This window comes from Paraburkholderia sp. SOS3, assembly GCF_001922345.1.
Classification (GTDB): Bacteria; Pseudomonadota; Gammaproteobacteria; order Burkholderiales; family Burkholderiaceae; genus Paraburkholderia.
The window spans coordinates 1,804,412-1,831,198 of the sequence record NZ_CP018812.1 but is presented as its reverse complement, the minus strand read 5'-3'; the positions used below and the strand labels follow the sequence as shown (position 1 = coordinate 1,831,198).

Here is a 26,787-nt window from a genome sequence, read left to right as displayed (position 1 = left end):
GGTCGAATCAGTATAGTCGCGCATCGCGCGGCGCTTCAGCGAAGCGGGCAATGACGCACATTTCGCCGGTTTTCCGCGCCGTGTTTTCCGCGCCGTGTTTTCCGCGCCGTGTTCGCCTCACCTTTTCTTACGCGCCGCCTTCGGAGCGCACCGGCACGCCATACATCGCGACGATGCGGCGATCCTGCTCACGCGCGGAGAACTGCTCCCATTCGATACCGTTCACGTCGACGGTGCTCGTGAACCCCTCGGCGCCATCGTCTTCGAAGCCGACATGACGCAGTTGGCCCGCGCGCGGCGGATTCTCGTTGATCGAAAAATTGAGCAGATCGGTGCGCCACATGGCGTAGCGGCCTGGCACGACCGCCGCGGGCGTTTGCCCGAGACGGCGGCTGTAATCTTCGATCGATGCTTCGAGACTGGCGACGGCCAGGGCGATATGAAAGCGTTTCATGGGTCTTTCTCCCTCTGTGCGAATGGGGACTGCGAAAGACCATCGTATGAAAGCCGCGCGGCTTTAACCAGTCAAGCGCTCATGCTGGTATAGCGATTACCACGGTGCGCCGCTGCGCAACAACGGCGGCGCGTGGATATTCAGCGCGCCTCGACCAGGTGCCGCGGCGGCGGCGCGATGCTTGCCGGTGGCGCTTCGAGCGCACCGCGCATGCGCCGCACTTCGTCGGTCGGCGTAAGGCCGAAGAAGCGCTTGAATTCGCGGCTGAACTGCGACGCGCTCTCGTAACCGACGCGCGCGGCCGCCACGCTCGCGTTGACGCCGTCCTGGACCATCAGCAGACGTGCCTGATGCAGGCGCGTCGTCTTCACGTACTGCATCGGCGAGGTCGACGTCACGATCTTGAACTGCGCATGGAATACCGCGAGACTCATACCCGCTTCTCGCGCGAGCGTGTCGACATCGAGCGCGCGGTCGTAATCGCTATGAATGCGCCGTAGCGCCTTCGCAATGCGCCCGAAGTGCTGTTGATGCGTAAGTGCCGCGCGAATGGCATGGCCCTGCACGCCGGTCAGCACGCGATAGCAGATCTCGCGCACGATCGATGGCGCAAGCACGCGCGCGTCGAGCGGCGCAGCGAGCGCTTCGAGCAGACGTTCGACCGCATCGCACAGCGCCGGGTCGAGCGGCGTCGAGTAGATGCTGCGCGGCGCCTCGTGCGTGTCGGTACGGCTCTCTTCGAGCAGCATCAGCAGTTCGGCAACCATCGCCAGATCGACATCGATCGCAATCCCGAGGAACGGCTCCTCTTCGCTCGCCTCGGTCTCGCATTCGAACGGCAGCGGCACCGACAGCACGAGGTACTGCTGTGCGTCGTACACATACGACTGGCCGCCGAGAAAGCCGCGCTTGCGCCCCTGGCAGACGATCACGATGCTCGGCTCGTACATGACCGGGTGGCGCGGCATCGGCCGGCTGGCGCGCATCAGCTTCACGCCATTGACGCACGAATACGTAAAGCCGTCGGTCGGCGCGAGGCGGTCGAACAACTCGACCATATGCCGCTGCGCGCGGCTGACCGGACGCGGCCTGGGACGCACGTCCGGCGCAACGGGCGAAGCGGGGATAACGGAGAGATCGGGAGCGAAGGTCATTGCCATACCTGAGATGAAACGGCGTTGCGTCGAAACGGTGTGGACGGACTGCGTCCGGCCGCACACACAATTCTCGCGCGCAACAGAATAAGGCTTGAAATCTAGCACTAAATGGGCTTTTCAGTGAGGCGGCGCGAGAAATAGGCAAATATTCAAGACGTTCAGGTATTCCCCGGGATGCTTGCGCTCCGTAGTATAGGAACCCTGACGAGAGACCTTCGATTCGCGCTTCGATCCACGTCACATAGTGTTCGCCGTGCCGATTGCGTACCTCAGCTACGCCTGCTCCGATGCCGATGCCGGAAACGCGCCGACCGGAACGAAGCGAGCCTGCCGCCTGTTTAAAGGCGGCGGCCGCAAGGCCTCTCTTGCAGGAACCTACATGACCACGACGGGCGGCAGTACCGCGTTTTCGGCGTCGCGCCGATCAACTGCCCATTAACCGCCCAATAAGCGCCGCGCGCAGTCCAGCGGCATGACCGAGTTTCGCCCCTGCAGTGCCGGCGTGCCTTTCGACAGGTGCGCCGGCCGCTCGTCGTTGCTGCATGTTTTTTCAGGTAGCTCTCCTTGGAGAAGTCACTGTGATTGACCGTATTCAGGCTATGCGCACTTTTATCAGGATCGTCGATACGAACAGCTTCACGCGCGCCGCGGAATCGTTGAACATGCCGCGCGCGACGGCGACGACGATCATGCAGAACCTCGAAGCCTTGCTCGGCACCGCGTTGCTGGTCCGCACGACGCGGCGCCTGAGTCTCACGCCGGAAGGCGCGGCGTATTACGAGCGCTGCGCGCAGATTCTCGCGGACATCGACGAAATGGAAGCGAGCCTGCGGCAGACGGACGCGAATCCGAGCGGCCGTCTGCGCGTCGAAATGCCGGGTGCGGTCGCGACCGCGCTCGTGCTGCCTGCGCTCGACGATTTCCACGCTCGCTTTCCGAACATCGAACTGTCGATCGGCGTAAGCCACCGCACGGTGGATCTGGTCGGCGAGGCCGTCGATTGCAGCATCCAGCTGGGCGAGCTGCCCGACTCCGGCCTCGCGGCACGGCGCCTCGGCACGCTCGAGCATGTGACTTGCGCGAGCCCGGCGTATCTCGAACGATGCGGCGTGCCGGCGACGCTCGACGATCTCGCGCGGCACGTCGCGGTGAACTGCACGGCGCGTCAAAGCGAGCGTTCGGCCAGCTTCGATTTCGAAGTGGACGGCAGCCCGCTTGCGGTGAGGGTCGACGGTTTCGTCAACGTCAACGACGAGCAGGCCTGTTTGACCTGCGGCCTGCAAGGCCTCGGACTGATCCAGCCGGCGCGGATCGCGGCGCAGCAGTGGCTCGACGCAGGCTTGTTGCGCGAGGTGCTGCCGGAGTGGAAACCGGTGCCGACCGCCGTCTCGATCGCGTACGTGAAGGGCCGGCGCGTGTCGCCGCGCGTGCGCGCGTTCGTCGACTGGCTCGCGGATCTGTTCGAGCGCACGGGACATGTGGAAGCCGACATGTCGCGCGTGCGCGAATTGATGCGCGGGGGATTGCATACGGCGTGAGGGAGGCCGGCTGAAAACCCGCTGCATCGACTGGACGATCTCGCGGGGCGACCGCGTTTATCAAGCGACACTGCCCCGCGAGTCCATCGATTCGTTTGAAGCGAGTTTGAAGCGAGTTTGAAACGGCTTTGAAGCAGGTTTGAAGCGATCGAGGCAGGCGAGTCAAGACTCTTCCGACCAGACCATATTCTCCCGCGTCACCAGCGCAGTCGATGCGCCCGGCCCGAACGTGCCCGCCGTGTAAGGCCGCGGCCGGTCGCCGGCCTGCTTCCAGCCTTCGATGATCGGATCGGCCCATGCCCATGCGGCTTCGAGTTCGTCGCGGCGCATGAAGTGCGTGAGGCGTCCGCGCACGACGTCGATCAGCAGGCGCTCGTACGCTTCCGCGCGGCGGCCCGTGAACGCCTGCTCGAGATCGAGATTCAGGTTGACCGGCAACGTGCGCATGCCGCTGCCCGGCTCCTTCGCGAGCATCTGCAACTGGATCGACTCGGCCGGCTGCAGCTGGATGACGAGCCGGTTGCCGCAGCTGCGCGGACCGCACGGGCTGTTCGGCATGATCGAGAACGGCAGATCCGCGAATTCGATGACGATCTCCGACAGCTTCTTCGCCATCCGCTTGCCGGTGCGCAGGAAGAACGGCACATGCGCCCAGCGCCAGTTGTTGATGTGCGCGCGCAATGCGACGAAGGTTTCGGCGCGGCTGCCCTGCGGCACGTTGTCTTCTTCGAGATAACCCTTCACTGGTTCGCCGCCGACCGCGCCCGCCGTGTACTGACCCCGCACGGTGTCGCGCGCAATATCCTCGGCCGTCATCGGGCGCAGCGAGCGCAGCACCTTGAGCTTCTCGTCGCGCACGGCATCGGGATCGAGCGACACGGGCGGTTCCATCGCGACGATGCACAGCAGCTGCAGCAAGTGGTTCTGCACCATGTCGCGCATCGCGCCGGTCTGATCGTAGAAGCCGGCCCGGCTGCCGACGCCGACCGTCTCCGCCACCGTGATCTGCACGCTGCGGATATACGGCGCCTGCCACAGCGGCCCGAAGATCGCATTGCCGAAGCGCAGCACCATCAGGTTCTGCACGGTCTCCTTGCCGAGATAGTGGTCGATCCGGTAGATCTGCGTTTCTTCGAAGTGCTTGCCGACCGAGTTGTTGATCGCCTGCGCCGATTCGAGGTTATGGCCAAGCGGCTTTTCGAGCACGACGCGCGAATGGACGTCGATCAGCGCATGCGCGGACAGGTTGTCGCAGATCGTCGTGAACAGTTCCGGCGACGTCGCGAGATAGAAGATGCGCCGCGCGTTCGGTCGCGACGACTCGGCAAGACGCGCATAGTCGTCGGCCTTGTCGACGTCGATGCGCACATAGTCGAACAGCGCAAGGAATTTGTCCCACGCGGCCGCATCGAGCGCCTTGCGTTCGATAAACGGCTTCGAGTGCTCTTCCATGAAGTTCACATACTGTTCGCGCGTCCAGTCGCGGCGGCCGATCGCGAGAATGCGCGTGTCGGCGGGCAGATTGCCGTGCGAATGCGCCATGAAGAGCGCGGGCAGCAGCTTGCGGGCGGACAGATCGCCGGCGCCGCCGAAGATGATCATGTCGAGCGGGAGATCCGGCGTAGCGGAAGCGTTGGAAGTGGTCATAGCGCGGTCGCACCAAATAAGAAGCAGCGGTCGAGGAACTGGATCGGCAAAAAACGCGGCGGTCGAGCCCGGCGTGACGTCATGCGGGTGCGGCGGACCGGGCCGGTGGTCGCCGGTGGCGGCCGGTACGGTAGTCGCCCTTGGCCGGCCTTGGTCGCCCTTGGTCGCCCTTGGTCGCCCTTGGTCGCCGGTGGGAGCCAGATCGAAGCTCCGACTCCGGTCGCAGCATTTTTCGCGAGACGCCTATGTTGCAACGTTTTCGCATTGTTTGCACGTTGCGCGCGGCCGGGCCTGGATAGTGAACGGTCGTGCGACTCGCGCGGCGAGTCCCGCTAACCGGCGTCCAGCACGCCCCGGGCGACGCGCCCCGCGGCGAGATCCCACGCCGCGCAGCCGACCGTTTTGAAGACCCGCGGCGCACCGTCACCGTCACGCACCGAGCCGCTCAGCGCGGCGGCGATCCCCGCGACTGTCGCCCAGTCCACGTTCGCCTGAATCAAATCCCCCGCCTCATGCCGTGCACCGGCCGGGTCGTCGACAAACAGCGCGCTGCCATGCAGCGTCCGTGCGCCGAGTTCCGCCATATCGGGCTTGAATGCGCCGACGCCGATCACGAGCCGTTCCGCGCGCGGCGCTTCGTCATAGACGGCCGTGCGGCTCGTCGTCAGCGTGATGACGAGATCGACCGAAGCGGGCACCGTCGTTTCGTCGAGCGGCTGCAAGCGGCACGCGCGTGCCTGCGCCCTCGCCTGCGTCTGCAACCTCGCCGCCTGTTCGCCGCAGAACGCATGCGAGCGCGCCGGCGTGCTGCCGCGCACGCGCACGAGCGCCTCGGGATACAGTTCGCTCAACGCCTCGACGTGATTGGCCGCCTGCGTGCCGGTGCCGATCAGCAGCACATCGCGCGGCGCAGCACGGCTCAGCACGCGCACGCCGAGCATCGTCATCGCGGCGGTGCGGCGGCCCGTTACCGTCGGACCATCGAGGATGAACAGCGTCTCGCCGGTGTCGGGGTCGATCGCCATCACCTGGCCGTGGATCGTCGGCAGCCCGCGCTCGCGGTTGCGCGGACAGACGTTCACGAGCTTGTGGATCGCGAGGTCCGGCGCAGTGGCCGGCATCGACAGCAGCACGCCATCGTCGTTGAGCGGCACGACAAGCCGCTCGGGGCTCGCGATGCGCTTCTCCGTGTAATCGACGACGGCACCGGCCAGCGCGTCGACCAGCGCCGCATACGGTGTGAGCCGCGCGGTCTCGGCGGCATCGAAAAGCGGTGTGGACAGGCTGTGCGACATATCGATGAAGCCTCCGTCAATGCGATCGGTCGAGGTACGACCGGGTCGGGCTGCGCCTGCGCGCGGCGCCTTCCCGTGTTGCGTGCGTGCAGCGCAAACCGGGCGCCGCGTCAGCGCACGAGAAACCCATACGACAACGGATCGCGCTCATCGACAAGCCAGTTCGCGAATCCGCAAATATAGGCATCGCCTTCGATCTCGGGAATCACCGCATCGAAACGATCGAGCTTGGTCTCGCTCAATACGCGGCCGCGAAAAATCGTGCCGATCACCGATTCGTTGACGAGCGTTTCGCCGTCCTTCAGCTGTCCGCGCAGATAAAGCTGCGCGACGCGGCCCGCGGTGCCCGAGCCCGTCGGCGACCGGTCGACCTCGCGGTCCGCGAACACGCAGCAGTTCGCCTGCGTCGAGCCCGCATGGCGCGGCGCGTTATCGATGATCGTGCCGTACACGTGGTTGATTTCGGGAATATGCGGATGCCGGACCTCGAACGCGTCGTTGGCCGCGCGCTTCACTTCGGCGCCGAAGCGGATCAGCCGGTCGATCTGCGACTCGCGCACCGCGAGTTCGAACGGCGCACCCGACGTATAGAAATAGAACGCCCCGCCGAACGCGATATCGCCGCGCACCTCGCCGAAGCTCGGCGTATGCACGGTTACGTCGCGCTCCCAGATAAACGACGGCACGTTGACGAAGCGCACGCTGCCCGCATGCGTGCCGTCCCATTTGACGAACGCTTCGATAAATCCGCACGGCGCATCGATGCCGACGCGCGTCTCGGGTTCGGTCCGCTCGACCCAGCCAAGCGATACGGCGGCGGTGGCCAGCGCGATCACGCCATGCCCGCAGTGATCGCTATATCCCTCGTTGTGAACGAAGACGATGCCAAAGTCGGCGCCCTCGCTGACCGCATCGGTCAGATACCCGCCGTACATATCGGCGTGACCTCGCGGCTCGAAGATCAGCGCGCGGCGCAGATGGTCCGCGTGCTCCTTGAGCCAGGCACGCCGTTCGACGATGGTTTTACCCGGAATTTTCGGCAGACCACTGGTGACGATGCGAAACGGCTCACCCGCGGTATGGACTTCGACCGTGCTGATCACGCGGTTCAATTTCATGGCTTCCCGGCTCCCTGCATTGCTTGTGGCAATGCCGACGAATGATCCTTTATGCAGACCATTGTTGTCTCCGACTCAGACTGTTCTATACTGGCGCTGAATGTAGACCAGCTTTGGTTCCATATCAACCAATTTCAAAAAAACAGCGTCGAACTGGTTTGATTCTGGATCAGTCGACCGAGGCGCTTCCCGGTCATGACATTGCTGCCGCCCGATAACCCGTTTCGTCCCAAACAGATCTACGAACAGGTCGCCGAACGGATGCGCGCCGATATCCGCAACGGGCAGTTCGCGCCGGAGTCGCGTCTGCCGTCCGAGCGCGATCTCGCGGCGCGCTTCGGCGTCGGGCGGCCCGCCGTGCGCGAGGCCATCGGCGCATTGCAGAACGAAGGGCTCGTGCTGACGCGGCGCAATTCCGGCACCTATGTGTGCGCCGATGCGCTGCAGCGGCTCGCCACGGCCCCGGGCGGCGGCGCGGCGTTCGGCGCCGATGCCGACTTCAGCCCGACCTCGGCGCTCGACGTGCGTCTCGTGCTCGAACCCGCTATTGCAAGGCGCGCGGCCATGCACGCGCGGCGCGACGAGATCGCCGAGCACTATCTCGCGCAGATGGATTCGCTAACCGATGTAACCGACGCCGCGCAACGCGCGCTGTGGAACGACAGCGACCGGCTGTTCCACCGTCAGCTCGCCATCATGACCGGCGACGCGCTGTTCGTGAAGATCGCCGATGAAGTTGCAAAGGCAATGAACCAGCCGCTGTGGAAGCGTCTGAAGGACGACGCGATCTACGACATCGGCCGCATCCGTCTCTATGTGTCCGAACACCGGTTGATCTACGAGGCGATCGTGAACGGAGACGGCGATGCCGCGGCGTTTTACGTCGAGCAGCACATCATGCGTGTGCGTCGCGACATTGCGCCCAAATGAGCGCCCCAGAATGAGCGCCCCCAATGAGCACACCCGAATAAACGCCACGCGGCGACGGTGACGTAGTGAAGGGAGCACTTCGTCTTATCGGCGCCGGACGTCATGCGTCAATCCAGTAGTCATCCTGATGCAATTCGCATGCACTTCCTCGTTAGAATACGTGAGGCGCACGATGCCCAATGAATAACTCGACGACCGAACCTACATCCAGCATGTCTAACGACGCCCTTTCCGCCGACTCTCTCGCTGTTGCCGAACGCGTGCGCGAACTGATGAGCCGGCACGGCATTGCCAAGCGCCAGCAAACCAGCGAGTTGTGCCGCATCCTGGACCTGAGCTTCTCGCAGGGCCATCGCAAACTGCGCGGCAACAGCCCATGGACGCTCTCCCAGATCAGGAAAGTCGCCGAAGTGTTCGACGAGCCCGCCGCGCAACTGTTCGGCGCGCAGTCGCTCGACCCCGGCATGGTCGGCGCAACGGCACAGGAGGCGCTGTTCAGCGTCGGCACAGCCGAGATCGCCTGCACCGCCTGGGTCGGCGCACCGATCGAGCCGGGCAGCCGGCCCGAATTCATCGCGTGGTCGAAGCAGGACCAGTGGCGCGTCGTGCGCTGCGACGGCGCGCTCTATCAGAACGCGTTCGAAGTCCACAAGATCGAGATCTACCCGCGCCGTGCCGAGAACGACAAGCCGCTGATCGCGGTCGTCGACGACGATCGTGCATCGGCCGACAACCTGCGCGACTATCTCGAACGCAACGGCTTCGCGGCCGTGGCACTGTACGGTCTCGCGGCGTTCAACGAATCGTTGCAGACGCAAGTATTCGACGGCGTCGTGATCGACTGGCTGTTCGGCGATCAGACATCGGCCAACGCGATTCGCGCGGTGCGCGCGTCGGAAAACCCCGACGCGCCGATCTTCGTGCTGACCGGCGAACTGCTGACGGGCAAGGCCAGCGAGTCCGATATCAGCGAGATCGTGCGCGCATTCGACGTTGCGTGCTATGAGAAGCCCGCGCGGATGGCGATTCTGGTGGCCGATCTGTCGAAGCGGCTGCGCCGGGTATAGGTTACGCACGCGGGTCCTGGCCGCGGGTCACAGGGCCAGGGCCGGTGGTCACGGAACCACGGCCGCGGGTTACAGAACCGCGGCCGCGCCGCCCGCCGTGCTCCCTTGCGCGGCCAGCGCCCGATGCACGGCCGCATGCAGCACGTCGTAATGCACGGGCTTCGTCAGACAGTCGAAGAAGAGCGGCGCCGCGCCATGCGTCTGCAATTCGGGCGCGTAAGCGGTGACCGCGATCACCGGCACGCCGCGCGCACGCGCCTCGTCGGCGTTGAATTCGACGATGAACGCATAGCCGTCCTTGTCCGGCATCTGCAGGTCGAGCAGGATCAGTTCGCACCGCTGCGTCTCGAGCCACGCGAACGCGGCATCCGCGCCGCCGACCGCCGCGCCTTCGTAGCCCATGTGCTCGACCATCTCGCACAGCGATTCGCGCACGGGCTGGTTGTCGTCCACCACCAGTACGCGCGGGCGCGCGCCGCGCCGTCGCGCTCGCGGGCCCAGGCTTGCCGCGGCCGGCGGCTCGACCGGTTTCACCGGGATCGTCACCGTAAACGTCGTGCCGACGCCGACGACGCTGTCGACCGCAAGCTCGCCGCCAAAGAGGTCGACGAGTCCCTGCACGATGGCGAGCCCCATGCCCGCGCCGTCGAAACGCCGCGCGCGCGATTCGTCGAGCCGCGTGAACTCCTTGAAGATCAACGGAAGCTGCGCCGTCGGCACGCCGGGCCCGGTATCGCTGACCACGATCGCGAGCGCGTCGCTGCGTTGCTCGAAATGCAGCGTTACCGTGCCCTTTTCGGTGTAGCGGATCGCATTCGTCACAAGATTCGTGACGATCTGACGGATGCGGTGCGGGTCCGACTCGACGAGTCCCTCGACGCCGCTTGCGCCGCTCGCGAATGCAAGGCCGCGTGCGTGCGCGGCCGGCTCGCTTTCGTCGACGACCGACGCGAGCAGTTCGCGCGGTTCGAACTGCTCGTCGCGCAGTTCGAGCTTGCCCGCGCCGAGCCGCGCATAGTCGGTCAGGTCCTTCATCTGCGTTTCGAGCTGGCGCGCAGCCGATTCGAGACGGCGGATGACCTTGCGATCGGCTTCGGAGTGGAAATTGAAGCCGAGCAATTCGATCGACGATACGATTGCGTGCAGCGGCGTGCGCAGCTCGTGGCTGATCATGCCGAGAAACGCGTCCTTCGCGAGGCTCGCTTCGCGGGCCGCGCGCGTGGCCTGATGCTCGGCTTCGAGCGCGGCGCGCTGCTGTCTGATGAGCTTCGTGCGCCGCCGGGCGTTGACGACGAGCTGCACGCTCGCCGCCGCCGACAGCAGCATCAGCACGAGGACCGCCGCGAACAGCATGCGCCGCTTCGCGAGGAAATCGGTATCGAGCGCCGCGCGGGTCGCGACTTCCGAAGAGCGGCGCGACAGCGCGAGATGGTTGATCTCGTTCCAATGGCGACGCAGTTCGAGCACGATGTTGCCGGCCAGCGTCGGGTCGCGCGGCAGTGCGTCGAGCGTCGGCCCGAGCGCGTCGAGCATTCCGGCCAGCGCCGCGATTTCACGCTGCTGCTCTTCGGACTGCACGGCCTTGCCGGCAAGCTGGCGCGTCGAGCCGGCCATCACGCGCAGCTTCGACTGCAGCACGTGATATTGCAGCCGAAGCTTCGCGTAGTCGCCGTCGATGCCCGTTTCGTATTGAAGCAACTGGCTTTCGAGACGCGCATAGGCAATCTGCAACTGCGCCGCGTCCCAGTAGACGCCGTCGTATGAATCCGCGAGCTGCGTGACGCGCGGGCTCAGCAGCGTCGCGTACAACAGGTAGCCGATCGCCGCGGTCGGCGCAGCAAGGGCCGTCAGCCAGATCAACACATAAACGATGCGGCGCCGCCACGGATGCAGCGCGCGGCGCATCGACGCCGGCGACGTCGGCCGCCCTTGCGTCACTTGATGATCAAAGCCTTGATCTGCCATACGAATTTCGCATCCGTGGCCGCGCCGGTCAGCTCCGCCGGGTACGCGTCACGCGGATAAATGAGGAAAAGCGGTCCGAAATCCCTGATCCTGAGCCGCTGGCCGTTCATGCTATACGCGACGATCACGCCGTAGCGATCGGTGTCCGACACGGGCACCGTGTAGGTGTAGTCGTCGTATGTGTGCACTTCGATGCGCTTGCCGAACGCGCCCACCTTTTTCAGGATATCCGCGAGCAGCGGGCCCGTGAAGGTCGATTTCGGCGTCCAGGAGGTGGAAGTCGTAATCGAGTGCGCGGGCAGTGCGAGAATCTGCGCTTCCGAAAAATGAAACACGTGATGCGCGCTGTCCGTCGTGTTCGCAATCTTGCCTGTCACGTCGAGCGCCATCGGCGTCGCATGAGCCGCCGCTGCGACGCAGCATCCGAGTATCGCAAAGGTCAGCTTGTGACATATCGCATCGAGTCCCCGGCGGCTCGCATGCCGCGCCGGCACACACCGCGTTTCGCGCGGTTTCCCGCGCAGTTTCCCGCGCAGTTTCCCATGTTCTTCCCGCATGACCTGGCCTGTTCTTTTCCGTTGTTCGTGGTGGTCCACCGTGCGCTTGTTCGCATGCGAAGCACGATCCTGAGCGCGCACCCGGTGAACCGCATGCATAATATCGCCTCCATCCCGAAAAAGCCGTCACGCCGGCGGCGCATGCGTATCGACCCATCGGCTCTCTTCCAACATCAATTCGCGCCCAGAACGCAACCGAACGCCAGCCCATGAAAAAGCCCGTTCTTCCGCTCACTTACGAACAGCTCGACCACTGGATCGAATCGTTGCAGCCCGCCTTGCTCGCAGAAGGATTTTCAGCCGCCATCGGCATTCTGCGCGGCGGCGCGCCGCTCGCGCTGATGGCCTCGCACAGCATCGGCGTGCCCGTCGCGTTCCTGAGCTACGAGCGCCGTGCGCGCCACGTCACATGGGATTCGTCGCTGCCGCTGCCGTCGCCGGGCTCGAAAGTGCTGCTATGCGAAGACATCGCGGGCCGCGGCTTTACGCTCGTCGACTGCATTGCGTTTCTCGAACAGCATGGACTCGTCGTCAAGACGCTGACAGGCGCCTTCGACGAACTGAGTCGCATCCGCCCCGACTTCGCCAACGATGCGAGCGGCTATTTCGCGCTGTTCCCATGGGAGCGCCAGGCATACACCGACGGGTATCGTGAAGACTGGCTGCAGGTCGAAGCCGGCGCCGCACAATCGATGTCGCACGATCACGAGTATGCAACCTACGCGATCGACCTCGACGGCATTCTGCTGCCCGATGTGCCGCTCACGCGTTACGACGCCGACCTGGCCGCGGCGCTCGCCGAGCGCGATGCGCTGCAACCGTATGAGGCGCTGCCCGGCATCGACTTGCAGCATGTGCGCGCGGTCATCACGGGCCGGCCGCAAACGGACCTCGAACGCACGCGCGCGTGGCTCGAACGCCACGGGTTCGGGCACCTCGAACTCGTGATGCGCGTGCCCGACAGGCACGACGAAACGCCGCTCGGCGCCGCCGCGCACAAGGCCGCGGCGGCATTGCGCTGCGGCGTCACGCATTTCATCGAAAGCGATCCGGTGCAGGCGCTGCGCATCGCGCAGGCGGCGCCGCTGCTGCGCGTGATCTGGTGGGATGCGCAAACGCGTTCGGGCACGCTCGTCAATGCGTCGCGCTGGGGCTGACCGCGGCCATCCCGGCGTTTTCGCCTGCTTCGCCCGTGCCTCGCTGCAGATGCCGCGCGGCACGCTCCGATGCGACGACGATCAGCTTCATCGTCGCGCGCGTCGCACCGACGAAAAGTTTCCTCGCGCTGCGCTCGTCGAATGCATCGAAGTCGACTTCAGTGAGAATCACGCACGGCGCGGCCTGCCCCTTGAAGCGATAGATCGATTCGAGCAGCACGTCGCCATCACGGTACTCGGGGTTGCCGAACAGATCGTATTTGCCGGTGAAGCTGCGCACGCGGTGCGGCCCCAACTGATCGAGCGACGCGAGCACCGAGCCTTCGCGCCCGCGAAACGACAACACGACGATGTCCTGCTTGCGAAAGCCGAGCGACAGCGCCTGCGTGATCGCGCGCTTCGTCGCGTCGACGCAGCTGTCGGCGGCTTGCGCTTCGTCGTAGATCGATAGCGCGATGTCGGAGCCGTCGAACGGACTCGCCGCGGTAAGACCGGCCGCATGCGGCACCGTTGCGCCGACCACGTCGCGCAGATACTCGAGAATGTCGCGCGGACTGCGGTAGTTCGTCGATTCCTTCAGCACGGTCCAGCCCGGCAGCGCGACCGGCTCGCGCATATAAAGATTCTGCAGCGGATCTTCGAGCCACCACCACGCGCCGCCCGGCCGCAGCACGCGCTCGAGCGCCGGCACCCATGCCTCGCGGAAGTCCTGCCCTTCGTCGACGATCAGCACGTCGTATTGCCAGCGCGAATCGATCGGCGTCTGCGCGAATACCGTTTCGAGCTGCGCAAATACGTCCGGCGCGGCGAAGTCCGGCGTGCGGCCGCTGTCGCGCGCAATCCAGTCGCAGAGCTGGTGATAGTTCGCGACCTTCGCTTCGGGCGGCGCGACGCGCGCAATATGATCGGCGAGCGGCCGGTTGAAGCACACGTAAAGCGGCCGCTCGCCGCGCGCGACCGCGTCGTTCATCACCTGCACCGCGAGCTGCGTCTTGCCCGAACCGGCCGTGCCGATCACGCGCAGCCGGAACGGTGTGAATTCGAGGCGGCGCGCCCACGTCGCGAGGCCGCCAGCGAGCCGTGTGACGAGCGTGCCCGCCTGTCCGACCAGCGCGCTCGCATCGGGCGTCAGCGACAGCTCGTCGGCGAGGAAATGATGGATCTTGGCCGCGCATGGCAAACGCGGCTCGTCGGCCGGCAGCGCTTCGCGGATGATCGCGGCGAGTCGCTCCTTCTTCGTCGCGTCGACGATACGCGCCGGGTCCACGCCGGCAATTGCCGCGTCCTTGACTGCATGATCGGGGCAGTACAGCAGCCCTTCGATGAAATACGCGCCCGCGCCGAAGGCCGCGGTGAAGCGGCGATGAAGGCCTTCGATCGTGCGCGCGAGCGCAATCGCCACGTTACGCTCGGTCTGCAGGTACGCCTTGACGAGGCCCTTCGGCGTTTCGCGCAGAAAGCCCGTTTTCTGCTCGACGATCATGACGCGCCCCGACGGCGAGACGATCACGAAATCCGCTTCGCCGAATACCGAAAAGCCCTGATTGACGCGCGTCCAATGCACGCCGTGATAGACGGTGTAGCCGGCGGGCAGCGCCTCTTCGAGCAGCTTCAGCGTTTCGATTTCGCGGGCGGCGGCGCCGGCGGCGGCGACGTGCTTCCAGTCGTCGGGAACGATGCGGGCCATGCAATGCCTCGTGGTCAGTGACGCGTGTTGTCGATGCCGCTCTCGCGGCGAGCGCTCATTGTACGCAATGCCTACGACGCGAATAGGTCGCGCGCCGCGGTGTCCTTGCGCTTCGGTCGGATGATTCGGCTTCGTGTATCGTTAACGATTGAACGCCGCGCATGTGGGCGGCTTGCCAACCTTGTCATAAAAGGGATTTCGCCGGTGATTACGATCTGGGGACGCAGCAATTCCGTCAACGTTCAGAAAGTTTTGTGGTGCTGCGACGAGCTCGTGCTGCCATACGAGCGCATCGATGCAGGCTTGCAATTCGGGCGCAACGACACGCCCGACTATCTCGCGATGAATCCGACCGGCCGTATTCCGACCATCGTCGACGGCGACTACGTGCTGTGGGAATCGCACGCCATCCTTCGCTATCTTGCGATGCAATACGGGGAATCGAGCAGCCTCTATCCGAACGACCCGAAAGCGCGCGCGAGCATCGACCGCTGGCTCGACTGGACGCTCGCGATGCTCGTGCCGGCCGAACGGCCCGTGTTTCTCGCCGTCGTGCGCACACCGGCCGAACAACGCGACACCACGAAGCTCGCCGCCGACGTGAACGCGGTCGGCGCCATCTGGAAGATGCTCGATGCGCAATTGCAGAAGCATTTTTACATCGAAGGTGAAAAATTCACGCTGGCCGACGTGGTGATCGGCTCGTATGCGAAGCGCTGGTTCGGCCTCGAAGGGGTCGAGCGGCCGTCGCTGCCGAATCTCGAACGCTGGTATTCGCGCCTCGCGACGCGTTCGGGTTTTCGCAAATACGTCGATTTCCCGCTCACCTGACGAACGTGAGACTGCGTGCGTGCGCAAGACGCAGACATACGCAGACGCCTCGCGATCAACTCACTTTCACTCCACCACGACATGACAATCACGCTCTACGCCTGGGCCACGCCGAACGGACGCAAGATCAGCGTCGCGCTCGAGGAAATGGAACTGCCGTACACGGTCAAGCCGATCGACATCGGCAACAACGCGCAATTCCAGGAGGAGTTCCTGCGCATCAGCCCGAACAACAAGATCCCGGCGATCGTCGATCCGCAGGGACCGGACGGGCAGCCGATCAGCGTGTTCGAATCGGGCGCGATTCTGCTTTATCTCGGCGAAAAAACCGGCAAATTCCTGCCGAAGAGCCTGCGCGATCGCGTGCCGGTGCTCGAATGGCTGATGTGGCAGATGGGCGGCTTCGGGCCGATGCCTGGCCAGGTACATCACTTTGCAGCGCTGCAATCGGAAAGCGACCGCGCGTACGGCTTCAAGCGTTTTTCCGCGGAAACGCGGCGGCTTTACTCGGTGCTCGATACGCGCCTCGGCAAGACCGAATACGTGGCGGGCGATCTGTCCGTCGCCGATTTCGCGATTCTCGGCTGGGCGTGGCGCCATGAACGCCATAAGGTCGATCTCGCCGACTACCCGAACGTGCATCGCTGGTATCAGATGATGTTCGAGCGGCCCGCGGTGCGGCGCGGTTTCGAGGTCAAACTCGACTGAATCCGCGCCTGCGCCGGCCCCTTATAATCACCGCATGAAAACCGCAAAGGCATGGGTGGCCACCGACAAGCCGGCCCCCGAAAAACGGGCGCCCGCCCGCGCGCGCGCGCATACTGCCCACACTGGGAACACCGCGCATCGCCATCCCGCTTCGCCCGAGGCGGCGCTCGCGCTTGCCGATGAATACTGCCGCGAGCGCGGCGAAAAACTGACGCCGATCCGGCGCAAGGTGCTCGAACTGTTGCTCAATTCGGGGCGCGCGACCAAAGCGTATTCGCTGCTCGACGAGATGCGGCAAATCCATCCCGGCTCGGCGCCGCCCACCGTGTATCGTGCGCTGGATTTCCTGCTCGCGGCGGGCCTCGTGCACCGCATCGAATCGATCAACGCGTTCACCGTTTGCCACGATCTGACGCAATGCCAGCACGGCATGCTCGTGGTGTGCCAGCAATGCGGCAGCGTCGCCGAATTGCACCAGCCGAAGTTGCGCGAAGCGTTGATCGCGCAGGTCGAAGACGCGGGCTACCGGCTCGCCGGCGAAGAGATCGAACTCAAAGGGCTGTGCGCAGCGTGCCAGGCGGCGCAAGCCGCCGGCAACTGAAGCACGAAACACACGAAACACACGACGCCGGGCAGAAGGGGCACAAGGCCCCGGACACTCGAAAATGCATGCCGACGCCGATGCGTGCAAACGCGCGAAGCGTGCGTCGCGCTAGCTAACCCGCCGCACGCGCGCCGATCGCGTCGTGCAGCAGCGTCACCAGCGTCTCGGGGCGAGCCGGTTTCGTCATGAAGTGCTGGAATCCCTCGCCGATGCTGCGCAGGCGGTAGGCTTCGTCGGTATGGCCGGTAATCGCGACCGCAACCGCAGGTGCGTGATCGCCGCGAATCTCGTGATCGCGCAACCGCTGGATCAGATAGAAACCGTCCATGGCGGGCAAGTCGATGTCGCACACAACGGCGTCGGGCATCACACGCACCGCCGCTTCGACTCCCTCCTCCGCGTCCGACACCGCCACCACATGCGCGCCTTCGGACTCCAGCAAACTCTTGAGCGACTCGCGATTTTGCGGGTCGTCTTCTACAAGCACGATCGTCGCCTGATCGAGCCTTAATGCACCGTTCATTTTTGCGTTGTTACCTAAAAAGCAGCTGTTGTTCAGCTGTTTATGCATTCTGACGTGGTCTTGTCAGGCACTTGCACCGCGCCAGCGCCGACAGCGAATAGCCTGTACGAGCTTCACCACCCTTGCAGATTTACACGACGTACCTGCTCGAAACTGCCGGCGCGCTGTTCGCCAGGCGGTTTCCATCAATCTACCGTCCATTGACCTCACTGCGTCCGACGAGTTGCAAGGAAGTGTACGCTGCTGCGCAATGCACCGCAGCGACGCGGGCGACGCCAACATAGCCCAACTTTAAGGCGCGCGCGTGACCATGCGGACCCTGAACAATGCTCAATCCGGTGCGCGAAGACTGTCGTGATAGCCCCGTCGTGCCGAAATTGCACGCCCGGCCTCTTTTAGCAACGCAACATAATGAGCTTTCGTATCGGCGCCGCCACGCATGGCCGGAACGAAATCCAAAGCCCCGCGATCACCCGCCCGAACCGCTCGAATACCGGCACTGCGATGCATTGCAGCCCTTCCTCCTGCTCCTCGTTGTCGTCACCGTAGCATTGCTCATGCACACGCGCACTCACACGCGGCAGGAACGCCTCGTACGGCTTCGGCCGACGCGGGTCTTCTGCGTCGACTTTCCGAACACCATCCTTCGTAGCACATTGCGTGCCTCCCCGGCTTTCATCAGGCGAGCAACGCGGCCATAGGCATCAGGTCAATTGTTTTCGGAATAGCGGTCCGCAATTGTTTGCTCCGAATACGCCGATGCGACGCACGCGATCGCACCAGCGCATCTTATGCTGCATGAATGCCCATTACGACAACGAAGTAGGTGTAAACGATCGCATAGCAATGCGAATATTTTCAGAATACTGCGCGGAACCGGTGATAAATTGCAGTCCAGCACTGTTCGGGGCGCACGACGCACCGGCCGCGCACCCAAAAAAAACCGATCGGGCACGACCCGTTTCGTGGAGGAGCACTCCGGCATGAAGATCAAACAGGCCATCGACCGCATTCCGGGCGGACTGATGCTGGTTCCGCTGCTGCTCGGCGCATGCGTGCACACCTTCGCGCCGCACGCAGGCAAATATCTCGGCTCGTTTTCGAACGCGCTGATCACCGGCACGCTGCCGATTCTTGCCGTCTGGTTCTTCTGCATGGGCGCCAGCATCAGCCTGAAGGCGACGCCGGTCGTACTGCGCAAAAGCGGCGTGCTCGTCGTGACGAAAGTGGCGACGGCCGCGCTCGCCGGCGTGATTGCCTCGCACTTCCTGCCGCCGGGCGGCATCACGTCGGGATTCCTCACGGGTCTCTCCGCACTGACCGTGATCTGCGTGATGAACGAGACGAACGGCGGCCTCTATATGGCACTGATGCAGCAGTACGGCACGAAAGAGGAGGCGGGCGCGTTCTGCCTGATGTCGCTCGAATCGGGACCGTTCATGACGATGGTCACGCTCGGCATCGCCGGCCTCGCGAGCTTTCCGTATGCGACGTTATTCGGGGCGCTGCTGCCGTTTCTGATCGGCTTCGCGCTCGGCAATCTCGATCCCGAACTGCGGCGCTTCTTCGGGTCGGCCGTACCGGTCATGGTGCCGTTTTTCGCGTTCGCGCTCGGCAATAACCTCGATTTCGCGGTGATCGCGAGCACGGGCCTGCTTGGCATCGTGGTCGGCATCTGCGTGATGCTCGTGACCGGCACGACGCTCGTGCTCGCCGATATTTTTCTTGCGAGAGGCAACGGCACGGCGGGCGTGGGCGCCTGTTCGACGGCGGGCGCGGCGGTCGCGGTGCCGCAGATCATCGCGGGCATCGAGCCGCGCTATGCGGCGGTTGCACCGGCCGCAACGGCGCTGGTTGCGACCTCGGTTGTCGTGACGGCGTTGCTGACGCCGATCGTCACATCGCTCTGGGCGCGCCGCTGGGGCGTGCTATCGGCGAAGTATCGCGATGCGGCCTATGCATCGCTCGATGCGCTGGCCGATTCGCAAGCGCTCGACGCGCAACTCGAACGCAGGCCGCTCGAACAATGAGCGACCGGGAGCCGGGTTCGCCGGGAAACGCGAACTGCGACGACGGTCCGCGCAGTTCGCGCCGGCCGCGCGCGGGCAGCGTGACATGAACGACGCCTGTTAGCGAGGTCCGACGCCGCCTGTCAGCAACGCGACTGCATTGCGCGCAATGTCGTCGGCCTTGAGCCGGCTGCGCGCGGGATCGTTGCGCCATGCATTCGACGCGGCCAGCGGCAGAATCGTCAGCCCCAGTATCGACACGTACAGTAGCGACGGCTCGATAGACGGATTCAACCGCCCTTCCTTCTGCCATTTCGCGATGCGTGCCAGCGAGGCCTTCTGTTTCGCATCGCCGAAGCGCTCGTTCATGCGCCGCTTCAGCAATCCGCCTTCGCTGATGACTTCGCGTACCCAGAGCGATGGAAACCACGGATAGTCGCGAGCCATCGCGACAAGCCTGCGAGCCAGTTCGGTAACGGCCGCGACCGGATCTTCGCTGTTCTCGTGAAACGCGCCCGCGAGCGCGGCCCGCAACGGCATAAAGCGCTCGTCGATCAGCACGTCGATCAGTTGATCGCGCGTCTTGAAGTAGTAGTGAACCATGGCCGGTGTGTAGCCGGCTTCGCGTGCGATCGCGCCAAGCGTCGTATCGACGATGCCCTGCCGCGCAAATAGCGCGAGCGCGACGTCGAGCAGCCGCGCTCGCTGCTCGGGCGCGCGCGCGGCGCCCAGCGGCCGGCCGGGACGGCGTGCCCTATTCAACAGTGGCGCCTCTGCCGCCGCTGCCGCCGCTGCCGCCGCATTACCCGATTGCGCTGCCTTTGCCATAAACCAGCCTTTCATAAGACTTAATTTTCCCGCTTCAACTATAGGGCCTCGTTCCCGACCGCCATCGCCGGAACCCGAGCCGCGTTCGAATTTGACGAAACGGCTAACGTCGAATAATATTAATCTTCGTGTTAATTAATTTCAAGCGTACTTCCCGTTCGCTTGCCGCATCATGGACCTGGACATCGACGTGAATTCCCCCGCTCCCGCGCCCGTCGAACACACGGCGCAGCGCCCGTCGCTGCGCCTGCTGTTTCCGGCGCTGCTGCTCGTCATGCTGCTCGCCGCGCTCGACCAGACCATCGTGTCGACCGCGTTGCCGACCATCGTCGGCGAGCTGGGCGGGCTCAGCAGCCTGTCGTGGGTCGTCACCGCCTACCTGCTCACTTCCACCATCGTCGTGCCGCTGTACGGCAAGTTCGGCGATCTGTTCGGCCGCAAGATCGTGTTGCAAACATCGATCGTGCTGTTCCTGATCGGCTCGGCGCTATGCGGCGTCGCGCAGAACATGACGCAGCTCGTGTTGCTGCGCGCGCTGCAAGGTCTGGGCGGCGGCGGCCTGCTCGTCATCACGATGGCCGCGATCGGCGACGTCATTCCACCGGCGGAACGGGGCCGCTATCAGGGCATATTCGGCGGCGTGTTCGGTCTTGCCACCGTCGTCGGCCCGCTACTCGGCGGCTTCCTCGTCGACCACCTGTCGTGGCGCTGGATCTTTTATATCAACGTGCCGCTCGGCATCGTCGCGTTGGTGGTGATCGGTGCCGTATTCAAGCCGCGCACGTTGCAGGTGAAACATTCGATCGACTACATGGGCGCCGCGTTTCTCGCGGGCGCCCTCACCTGCATCATCCTGTTTACGAGCGAAGGCGGCGGTTTGTTGCCATGGTCGTCGGCGCAGTTGTGGATGACGCTCGTGCTCGGCGCGGTCTGCGTGGTCGGCTTCATATACGAAGAACGTCACGCGCGCGAACCGATCCTGCCGCTCGAACTGTTTCGCCAGCGCACGTTTTTATTGTCCAGCGCAATCGGCTTTATCGTCGGCGTATCGCTGTTCGGTTCGGTCACGTTTCTGCCGATGTATCTGCAGGTCGTCAAGCACTCCACGCCTTCCGAAGCCGGCATGCAGATGCTGCCGATCATGGGCGGCGTGCTTGTCATGTCGATCATCAGCGGCAGGCTCATCAGCCGCATCGGCAAATACCGCATGTTCCCGATCGTCGGTACGTTGCTCGTCGCCGCGGGCATGGCGCTGCTCGCCACGCTGACCGTATCCACGCCCGTGCGCACCATGTATGTGTACATGGGTCTCGTCGGCTGCGGCCTCGGCATGGTGATGCAGGTGCTGATTCTCGCGGTGCAGAATACGGTCGAATTCAGGCACCTCGGTGTCGCGACATCGGGCGCGACGCTGTTCCGTTCGATCGGCGGTTCGGTCGGCGTTGCGGGCTTCGGCGCGATCTTTTCGAATGGGCTTGCGGCGCGCTTGCAAGCGGCGTTGCCTGCAGGTACCGAGCTGCCGCATTCGCTCGGCCCTGTTGCAATTCACCAACTCCCCGATGCATTGCGCAGCGTGTATCTTCAGTCGTTTGCGGGGGCGTTGCATACCGTATATCTGACAGCGGCCTGCGTGGTCGTTCTTGCATTCGCGCTCGCGTGGCTCATGCGCGATCATCCGTTGCGCAAGCATTGATGAGCCGCATGTGCGATACGGCTCGGATGCGGCAACACGTCGCGTCAGTCGTTTAGCTATTCTTATGATTAAAAAAGCGGCTTACGCAATCGTGTTTTCGCTGTGAAAATTCCCTCGCGCCGATCGTTCAGATCCTTGAGGCGGCAACGCGTGTGTGCGGTAGGTAACAACGGCGATTGACGCGCTGTTGGAAAGCACCCATATTTTCTTCGAGCGGCTGTGCTCGGTCCAGCCTCGCCGCTTTCCTGCGCATGTAGATCGTGAGTTCCGCGAGTCCTCGCCGATCGCATCAACGACGATCCGGAGCATGCCGAAATGGCATCGCCATAACGGTGGGTCGACAGCATGTCTGCTCAGATTACTCGTGACCAGAGTTTCCCCACGCCGTGCAAGCGTTGTGGCGGTGTGCTCTATCAGCATGTCGATTTTTGCCCTTACTGCGGCACGGATCGACCGCTCGAAACCGTGGCACGCACGCGCCCGGATGCGACCTTGAGAGCCGTGGGTCCCGCAGCGCCGGCCACGCCCGTGCCGGTCGCGCCGGCCGCATTGTCGACCGGCGAGGCCGCGGCAACCGATCAGCCGCCGGTCAAGCCCGACTACCGCGACGACTCCGCGATCGAGCGGCAGTCGCCGTTCTGGCATACGACGCAATGGATCGTCGCGAAGGGACTGCTGCTGCTCGCGTTCATCGTCGCGCTCGGCTACGCGGCGTATGTGCTGCTCGGCGAAAACCGCAAACCGGAGTCGGCACCCGATGACCAGATCGCCAGTTCATCGGGCGGCTCGATTTCCCCCTACTCGACACAACAGACGAATGCCGTGCCCCCCTCTGCGGATGCACATACGCCGTCGCCCGCGCCCAAACCGCGCGTCATGCCGCAATTCAAGGACCTACCCGACAGCCTTCGCGCGGCACGCGCCAGCCTCGCGCAAAACAACCTGTCCGATGCGAAGGCCGCGACGAACGCCGCACTCGCGCGCGAGGCCGACAACGAAGACGCGCGCGACCTTCAACGCGACATCGCCGTGCGCGAACAGCGGCGCGACACCGCGCTGCAAGGCGCGGACCGATGCGCAAGCGAGCGCGCATGGGGATGCGTGCAGCGGCAGGCATCGGATGCACTCGCGATCGATTCGAGCAGCGCGCGCGCGCAATCGCTGCTCGAGCGCGCGATCCTGTCGACCGGCTGGACACCATTGACACCGCCGAAGGGATCGCAGGCCGGCGCCGCGGCATCCGGCACGACGGCGGCGTCCGAGCCGCCGCTACCGCGCGGCGCAAGCAGCGTGCGTTTGCCGTCGTCGCAGGATTGGGGCGCATCGCCGGGCGGCACCGCGGCGCTGCCTCCGTTGCCGCGCACATCGCGCGCGCCTGCCGGCGCGACGACCAGTGCGCTTACGAGCGCGCCCACAAGTGCACCGACAAGCTCACTCACAAGCGCACTCAAAAGCGCACCGACAAGCGCAACAACAAGCGCGCCATCAGCCGCCAACCCCGGCGCGAGCACGAATCAGCCGGTCGCCGCCGGCAGCACCACCCCGGCAAGCAACGACAACGGTATCGATGCACAGGAGCGCACGATCAGGCAATCGGGATGGAAGCATGCCGCGCCGCCCGATGCCACACGTTAGCTGCACGTCAACCCTACGTATTCCAAAGTGTCTTGAGATCTGCCGCACATCGATGCCAAAAATGGGAGAGAGACCATGCTGAAAATCATTCTGACGGGACTGGCGGGCCTGACCGCCCTGCTCTTCGCGGCACTCGCCGTCGCCGCGCCGGCGAACGCGCACTACAAGATCGTGACCGGCCCCGAACGCGGCACGTATATCCAGATCGGCAATGACCTGTCGAAATGGGTCGCGCAGCCGGTCGGCATCGATCTCGAAGTGATTCCATCGAAGGGTTCCGCGGAGAATGTCCAGCGGATGCGCTTCGAGCCTGGCGTCAAGCTTGCGCTCGTGCAGTCCGATGTCTATCAGGCCTATGTGGACATGGCCAACTCCGGCAACCAGGATGCCGGCACGACGATCCGCCCGCTGCGGCTCATCATGCCGCTCTACGACGAAGAGATCTATTTCGTCGTGCGCAACGATTCGCCGATGAAGAACATCAACGACATCAAGGACAAGGTGATCAGTGTCGGGCTGATCGGCAGCGGCACTGCGCAGTCGGCAACGACGCTCTACCGCCTGATGTTCAACCAGCCGATTCCCGAGCAGAACGTTCAGCACCTGAGCAATGAAGATGCGCTCGCCGCGCTGATCGTGAAGAAAATCGACGTCGCGATCGTCGTCGCCGGGCAACCCGCCAAGCTCTTTACCGACATGAACCCCGATCTGCTGCAGCAGATCCGCTTTCTGCGCGTCGATCCGAATGCGCCCGAAAGCGCGCGCGCGAGACAAACCTACTTCCCCGCGACGATCCGCGTATCGAGCTACCCGAACTGGCTCAAGGAAGACGTGCCGACGTGGACCGTCAAGGCGTTTCTTGTCACCTACGACTACAATCTGCGCGACACGGTCGGCAATCTGAACCGCTTCGCCGACTCGCTATGCGAGAACTTCGACAACCTGCAGGAGCATGGTCATCCGAAGTGGAAGCAGGTGAAACTCGAATTGCCGAGTCTCGGCAAGGGCTGGCAATACTACCCGCCGGTCGAGAAGCATCTGAAGGCGTGCCTCGCGCATCGCGCCGCGATGCAGGCGGCGGGCACGGCGGCCGCACCGGAGCGCGCCGCCGCCACCGCCCAGAAAACGAACCGGCGGCCATGCTCGGATCAGGAGCGTCTGCTGCTGCTGTGCGGGAAGTAATGCGCGAGCGTCGGATTGCCGGAGAAGGGTGCGCATTGCGCACCCTTCTCTATTGCGCAAAGCGCGTTAATCATGCGCGACACGTGCGACATAAGACATCGGCCATTAAGCGAAGCGGCGTAACGATTACTTCTTAAAGCGCAATGCATTATTGCATTGGCGCAACAACGATTACGCGCATCGCGTCTACTCCCGTTGCGCGACACAACAGTCGACCAGTGTTATGTAAGCAACATTGCGGACGACTTAATCCGGATTGCCTGATTTTGCCCGTTTTCATGACTTTTCGACCACAGTCTTTTCGCATTGGACGATCAGACTTCGCAATCGACATCGTGCGAATTCAAAAATTCGCGTATTTCCAATAGTCGCCCGGCGTATATTTTTTCATTAAGCTTACACACCTGTTTTGCATGGCCATTGTTGTTGCCGCCATACGAAACACGCTGTAAACAAAACATGCAGTCATAACTTCACTCATACCGACTAGAATCGCCGAATGCACGACGAGCGTTCGTCACAGAGCAAAGCTATACGTTCATTTTTGCAACCGTCGCATTTCACTTGCCACTCGATTCCTTGACAGGAAGCCTGCGTGAAAATTGTTTCGCTGATTGCCCCATCGTTATCTGAAGCGCCGCGCGCCTTGCCGCCCTCGCCGGCATGGCGCCTGTTGAAGAGCGGCGTCGCGCTCGCCGCCACGCTCGCCGTCACGGCATGCGCGCTCGGCCCGGACTTCAAGCGGCCCGATGTCCAGGTGCCGCAAAGCTTCAAGGAAGGCGCCAACTGGAATCGCGCCCAGGCCAACCCGCAGGCATCGCTGTCGAGCGACTGGTGGCGCATGTATAACGACGACAAGCTCACCGAACTCATCGAACAATCGCAGAAGGCGAACTTCACGATCGCCGCCGCCGAAGCCGCGTACCGCGCCGCGCTCGCGATCGTTCAGGAGAACCGGGCGCAGCTGTTCCCGATCGTCACGGCGGACCTGTCCGGCACGCGCAGCGGCACGCCGGCCGGCGCAACGTCGCGCTCGGCCACGGGCTCGTTTGCGCCGGGCGTGAACAACGACTTCGTCGCGAGCGCCACGGCGTCGTGGGAGCTCGACCTGTGGGGCGCGATCCGCCGCCAGGTCGAATCGGCGAGAGGCACCGCGGAAGCCACCGACGCGCAACTGGCCGGGCAGCGGCTCTCCATCGCCGCGAGCATTGCGATCGACTATTTCGAATTGCGGCAGGCCGACGTCGACATCCAGTTGCTCACGCAACAAAAGGACATCGACAGCCGCATCCTCTATATGACGCAGGAAGCGTATCGCGAAGGCCAGGCGTCGAACGACCAGGTGCTCGCCGCGCAGGACAACCTCGAGGTGGTAATTGCCGACCTGCAGACCACGCTGATCGCGCGCGAGCAGGACGAGCACGCGATCGCCGTCCTGGTAGGCGTGCCGCCCGGCAACTTCTCGATCGCGCCGGATCCGAATTATGCGTTCGTACAGCCGCAAATCCCGCTCGGCGTGCCGTCGCAACTGCTCGAGCGCCGCTACGACGTGGTGGCCGCCGAACGCACGGCGGCGTCGGCCAATGCGTTGATCGGCGTGGCCGAAGCCGCATTCTTCCCGACCGTCACGCTGTCGGCCACGGGCGGCTTCCAGCACAATACGTTCGCCAATCTGTTCTCGCTGCCGAACCGCTTCTGGACGCTCGGCCCCGATATCGCCCAGACGATTTTCGACGGCGGCGAACGCACAGCCGCGGTACGCCAGGCCCGCGCCACCTATGACCAGGATGTCGCAACCTACCGCAACACGGTGCTCACCGCGTTCCAGAACGTCGAAGACAGCCTCTCCTCGGTCAATCACCTGCGCCAGCAGGCGCAGTCGTTCACGGATATTCTCAAGCGCAACCAGCAGCTGTTCGCCAGTTCGAACGCGCAGTTCGAGGCCGGCGCGGCCAGCCAGCAGGACGTGCTGACCCAGCAGCTGACCCTGCTGCTCGCCGAGCAGAACCTGAGCGACACGCAGGCGCTGCTCGCGCAGAGCAGCGTCGCACTCGTCAGGAATCTCGGCGGGGGCTGGGACTACAAGGACATGCAGGCCGCCGGCAACGGCGCGTCTTCGAAGGCAACGACCGCTTCGGCGCCGGATGCGGCGTCGGACCAGCAGCAGGCGTCGACGCCGCCGCCGCGCTGAACCGCGCCGGT

General features: G+C 64.1%; 22 protein-coding genes and 1 pseudogene. 12 read left to right on the top strand and 11 right to left on the bottom strand.

All coding sequences use genetic code 11. The annotated features are described in order from the left end of the window. Positions 1-127: 127 nt before the first annotated feature. Both BTO02_RS28215 and BTO02_RS28210 read right to left on the bottom strand, forming a co-directional pair. Positions 128-454, bottom strand: a complete 327-nt coding sequence (locus BTO02_RS28215; protein ID WP_075160381.1) for a hypothetical protein — start codon at positions 452-454, stop codon at positions 128-130. A 140-nt stretch (positions 455-594) separates the two neighbouring features. Further along, the gene (locus BTO02_RS28210; protein ID WP_075161460.1) at positions 595-1,512 is read right to left on the bottom strand and encodes an AraC family transcriptional regulator; all 918 of its coding nucleotides are present in this window, start codon (positions 1,510-1,512) and stop codon (positions 595-597) included. 677 nt (positions 1,513-2,189) lie between these two features. On the opposite strand from BTO02_RS28210, the gene BTO02_RS28200 reads away from it, so the two are divergent. Further along, on the top strand, positions 2,190-3,149 hold the full coding sequence (locus BTO02_RS28200) for a LysR family transcriptional regulator (protein WP_075160379.1): 960 nt from the start codon (positions 2,190-2,192) through the stop codon (positions 3,147-3,149). Between the two features lie 162 nt (positions 3,150-3,311). On the opposite strand, the gene zwf is transcribed toward BTO02_RS28200, so the two are convergent. From zwf to lhpH, 3 genes are all read right to left on the bottom strand, one after another. After that, positions 3,312-4,796, bottom strand: a complete 1,485-nt coding sequence (zwf, locus tag BTO02_RS28195) for a glucose-6-phosphate dehydrogenase (protein WP_075160378.1) — start codon at positions 4,794-4,796, stop codon at positions 3,312-3,314. Between the two features lie 332 nt (positions 4,797-5,128). Further along, the gene (lhpI, locus tag BTO02_RS28190) at positions 5,129-6,091 is read right to left on the bottom strand and encodes a bifunctional Delta(1)-pyrroline-2-carboxylate/Delta(1)-piperideine-2-carboxylate reductase (RefSeq protein ID WP_075160377.1); all 963 of its coding nucleotides are present in this window, start codon (positions 6,089-6,091) and stop codon (positions 5,129-5,131) included. Positions 6,092-6,201: 110 nt separating this feature from the next. Next, positions 6,202-7,209, bottom strand: coding sequence for a trans-3-hydroxy-L-proline dehydratase (gene lhpH / locus BTO02_RS28185; protein WP_075160376.1), 1,008 nt, complete (start codon positions 7,207-7,209; stop codon positions 6,202-6,204). Positions 7,210-7,404: 195 nt separating this feature from the next. Between lhpH and BTO02_RS28180 the strand changes: the two genes are divergently transcribed. Next, positions 7,405-8,139, top strand: a complete 735-nt coding sequence (locus BTO02_RS28180) for a FadR/GntR family transcriptional regulator (protein ID WP_075160375.1) — start codon at positions 7,405-7,407, stop codon at positions 8,137-8,139. Positions 8,140-8,351: 212 nt separating this feature from the next. Further along, positions 8,352-9,206 carry a helix-turn-helix domain-containing protein gene (locus BTO02_RS28175; RefSeq protein WP_075160374.1) on the top strand — a complete coding sequence of 285 codons (855 nt, stop codon included), beginning with the start codon at positions 8,352-8,354 and terminating at the stop codon, positions 9,204-9,206. A gap of 69 nt (positions 9,207-9,275) precedes the next feature. Here BTO02_RS28175 and BTO02_RS28170 read toward each other — a convergent pair whose 3' ends face one another. Continuing rightward, on the bottom strand, positions 9,276-11,171 hold the full coding sequence (locus BTO02_RS28170; RefSeq protein WP_198039272.1) for a hybrid sensor histidine kinase/response regulator: 1,896 nt from the start codon (positions 11,169-11,171) through the stop codon (positions 9,276-9,278). Beyond that, a complete protein-coding gene (locus BTO02_RS28165; protein WP_232243687.1) occupies positions 11,141-11,560 on the bottom strand; it encodes a molybdopterin-dependent oxidoreductase in 420 nt (139 codons plus the stop codon). The genes BTO02_RS28170 and BTO02_RS28165 overlap by 31 nt, the downstream gene beginning before the upstream one ends. A 377-nt stretch (positions 11,561-11,937) precedes the next feature. On the opposite strand from BTO02_RS28165, the gene BTO02_RS28160 reads away from it, so the two are divergent. Next, positions 11,938-12,885, top strand: coding sequence for a phosphoribosyltransferase (locus BTO02_RS28160; RefSeq protein ID WP_075160373.1), 948 nt, complete (start codon positions 11,938-11,940; stop codon positions 12,883-12,885). On the opposite strand, the gene BTO02_RS28155 is transcribed toward BTO02_RS28160, so the two are convergent. Further along, positions 12,863-14,572 carry an ATP-binding domain-containing protein gene (locus BTO02_RS28155; protein WP_075160372.1) on the bottom strand — a complete coding sequence of 570 codons (1,710 nt, stop codon included), beginning with the start codon at positions 14,570-14,572 and terminating at the stop codon, positions 12,863-12,865. The genes BTO02_RS28160 and BTO02_RS28155 overlap by 23 nt on opposite strands. A 204-nt stretch (positions 14,573-14,776) precedes the next feature. Between BTO02_RS28155 and BTO02_RS28150 the strand changes: the two genes are divergently transcribed. The 3 genes from BTO02_RS28150 (at position 14,777) to BTO02_RS28140 (ending at position 16,712) form a co-directional block, all read left to right on the top strand. Continuing rightward, positions 14,777-15,403 carry a glutathione S-transferase family protein gene (locus tag BTO02_RS28150; protein WP_075160371.1) on the top strand — a complete coding sequence of 209 codons (627 nt, stop codon included), beginning with the start codon at positions 14,777-14,779 and terminating at the stop codon, positions 15,401-15,403. An 81-nt stretch (positions 15,404-15,484) separates the two neighbouring features. Continuing rightward, the gene (locus BTO02_RS28145; RefSeq protein ID WP_075160370.1) at positions 15,485-16,111 is read left to right on the top strand and encodes a glutathione S-transferase family protein; all 627 of its coding nucleotides are present in this window, start codon (positions 15,485-15,487) and stop codon (positions 16,109-16,111) included. Between the two features lie 34 nt (positions 16,112-16,145). Beyond that, positions 16,146-16,712: a Fur family transcriptional regulator gene (locus BTO02_RS28140; protein ID WP_075160369.1), complete on the top strand. Its 567-nt coding sequence runs from the start codon at positions 16,146-16,148 to the stop codon at positions 16,710-16,712. Between the two features lie 115 nt (positions 16,713-16,827). Here the strand turns inward: BTO02_RS28140 and BTO02_RS28135 are convergent, their stop codons facing one another. Then, a complete protein-coding gene (locus BTO02_RS28135; protein ID WP_075160368.1) occupies positions 16,828-17,286 on the bottom strand; it encodes a response regulator in 459 nt (152 codons plus the stop codon). Between the two features lie 282 nt (positions 17,287-17,568). Further along, a pseudogene (locus tag BTO02_RS28130) lies at positions 17,569-17,917 on the bottom strand (IclR family transcriptional regulator domain-containing protein); the annotation flags it as partial. Between the two features lie 304 nt (positions 17,918-18,221). Between BTO02_RS28130 and kdgT the strand changes: the two are divergent. Then, positions 18,222-19,268, top strand: a complete 1,047-nt coding sequence (gene kdgT, locus BTO02_RS28125; protein ID WP_075160367.1) for a 2-keto-3-deoxygluconate transporter — start codon at positions 18,222-18,224, stop codon at positions 19,266-19,268. A 99-nt stretch (positions 19,269-19,367) separates the two neighbouring features. On the opposite strand, the gene BTO02_RS28120 is transcribed toward kdgT, so the two are convergent. After that, complete coding sequence (locus tag BTO02_RS28120; RefSeq protein ID WP_156884007.1) at positions 19,368-20,075, bottom strand: TetR/AcrR family transcriptional regulator; 708 nt, start codon at positions 20,073-20,075, stop codon at positions 19,368-19,370. 190 nt (positions 20,076-20,265) lie between these two features. Between BTO02_RS28120 and BTO02_RS28115 the strand changes: the two genes are divergently transcribed. From BTO02_RS28115 to BTO02_RS28100, 4 genes are all read left to right on the top strand, one after another. After that, a complete protein-coding gene (locus BTO02_RS28115; protein ID WP_232243569.1) occupies positions 20,266-21,768 on the top strand; it encodes an MDR family MFS transporter in 1,503 nt (500 codons plus the stop codon). A 492-nt stretch (positions 21,769-22,260) separates the two neighbouring features. Continuing rightward, entirely contained in the window at positions 22,261-23,403 is a 1,143-nt protein-coding gene (locus tag BTO02_RS28110; RefSeq protein ID WP_156884006.1) for a zinc ribbon domain-containing protein, read from the top strand. Positions 23,404-23,478: 75 nt separating this feature from the next. After that, positions 23,479-24,585 carry a TAXI family TRAP transporter solute-binding subunit gene (locus BTO02_RS28105; protein ID WP_075160363.1) on the top strand — a complete coding sequence of 369 codons (1,107 nt, stop codon included), beginning with the start codon at positions 23,479-23,481 and terminating at the stop codon, positions 24,583-24,585. A 595-nt stretch (positions 24,586-25,180) separates the two neighbouring features. Further along, positions 25,181-26,776, top strand: coding sequence for an efflux transporter outer membrane subunit (locus BTO02_RS28100; RefSeq protein ID WP_232243568.1), 1,596 nt, complete (start codon positions 25,181-25,183; stop codon positions 26,774-26,776). Positions 26,777-26,787: the final 11 nt, after the last annotated feature.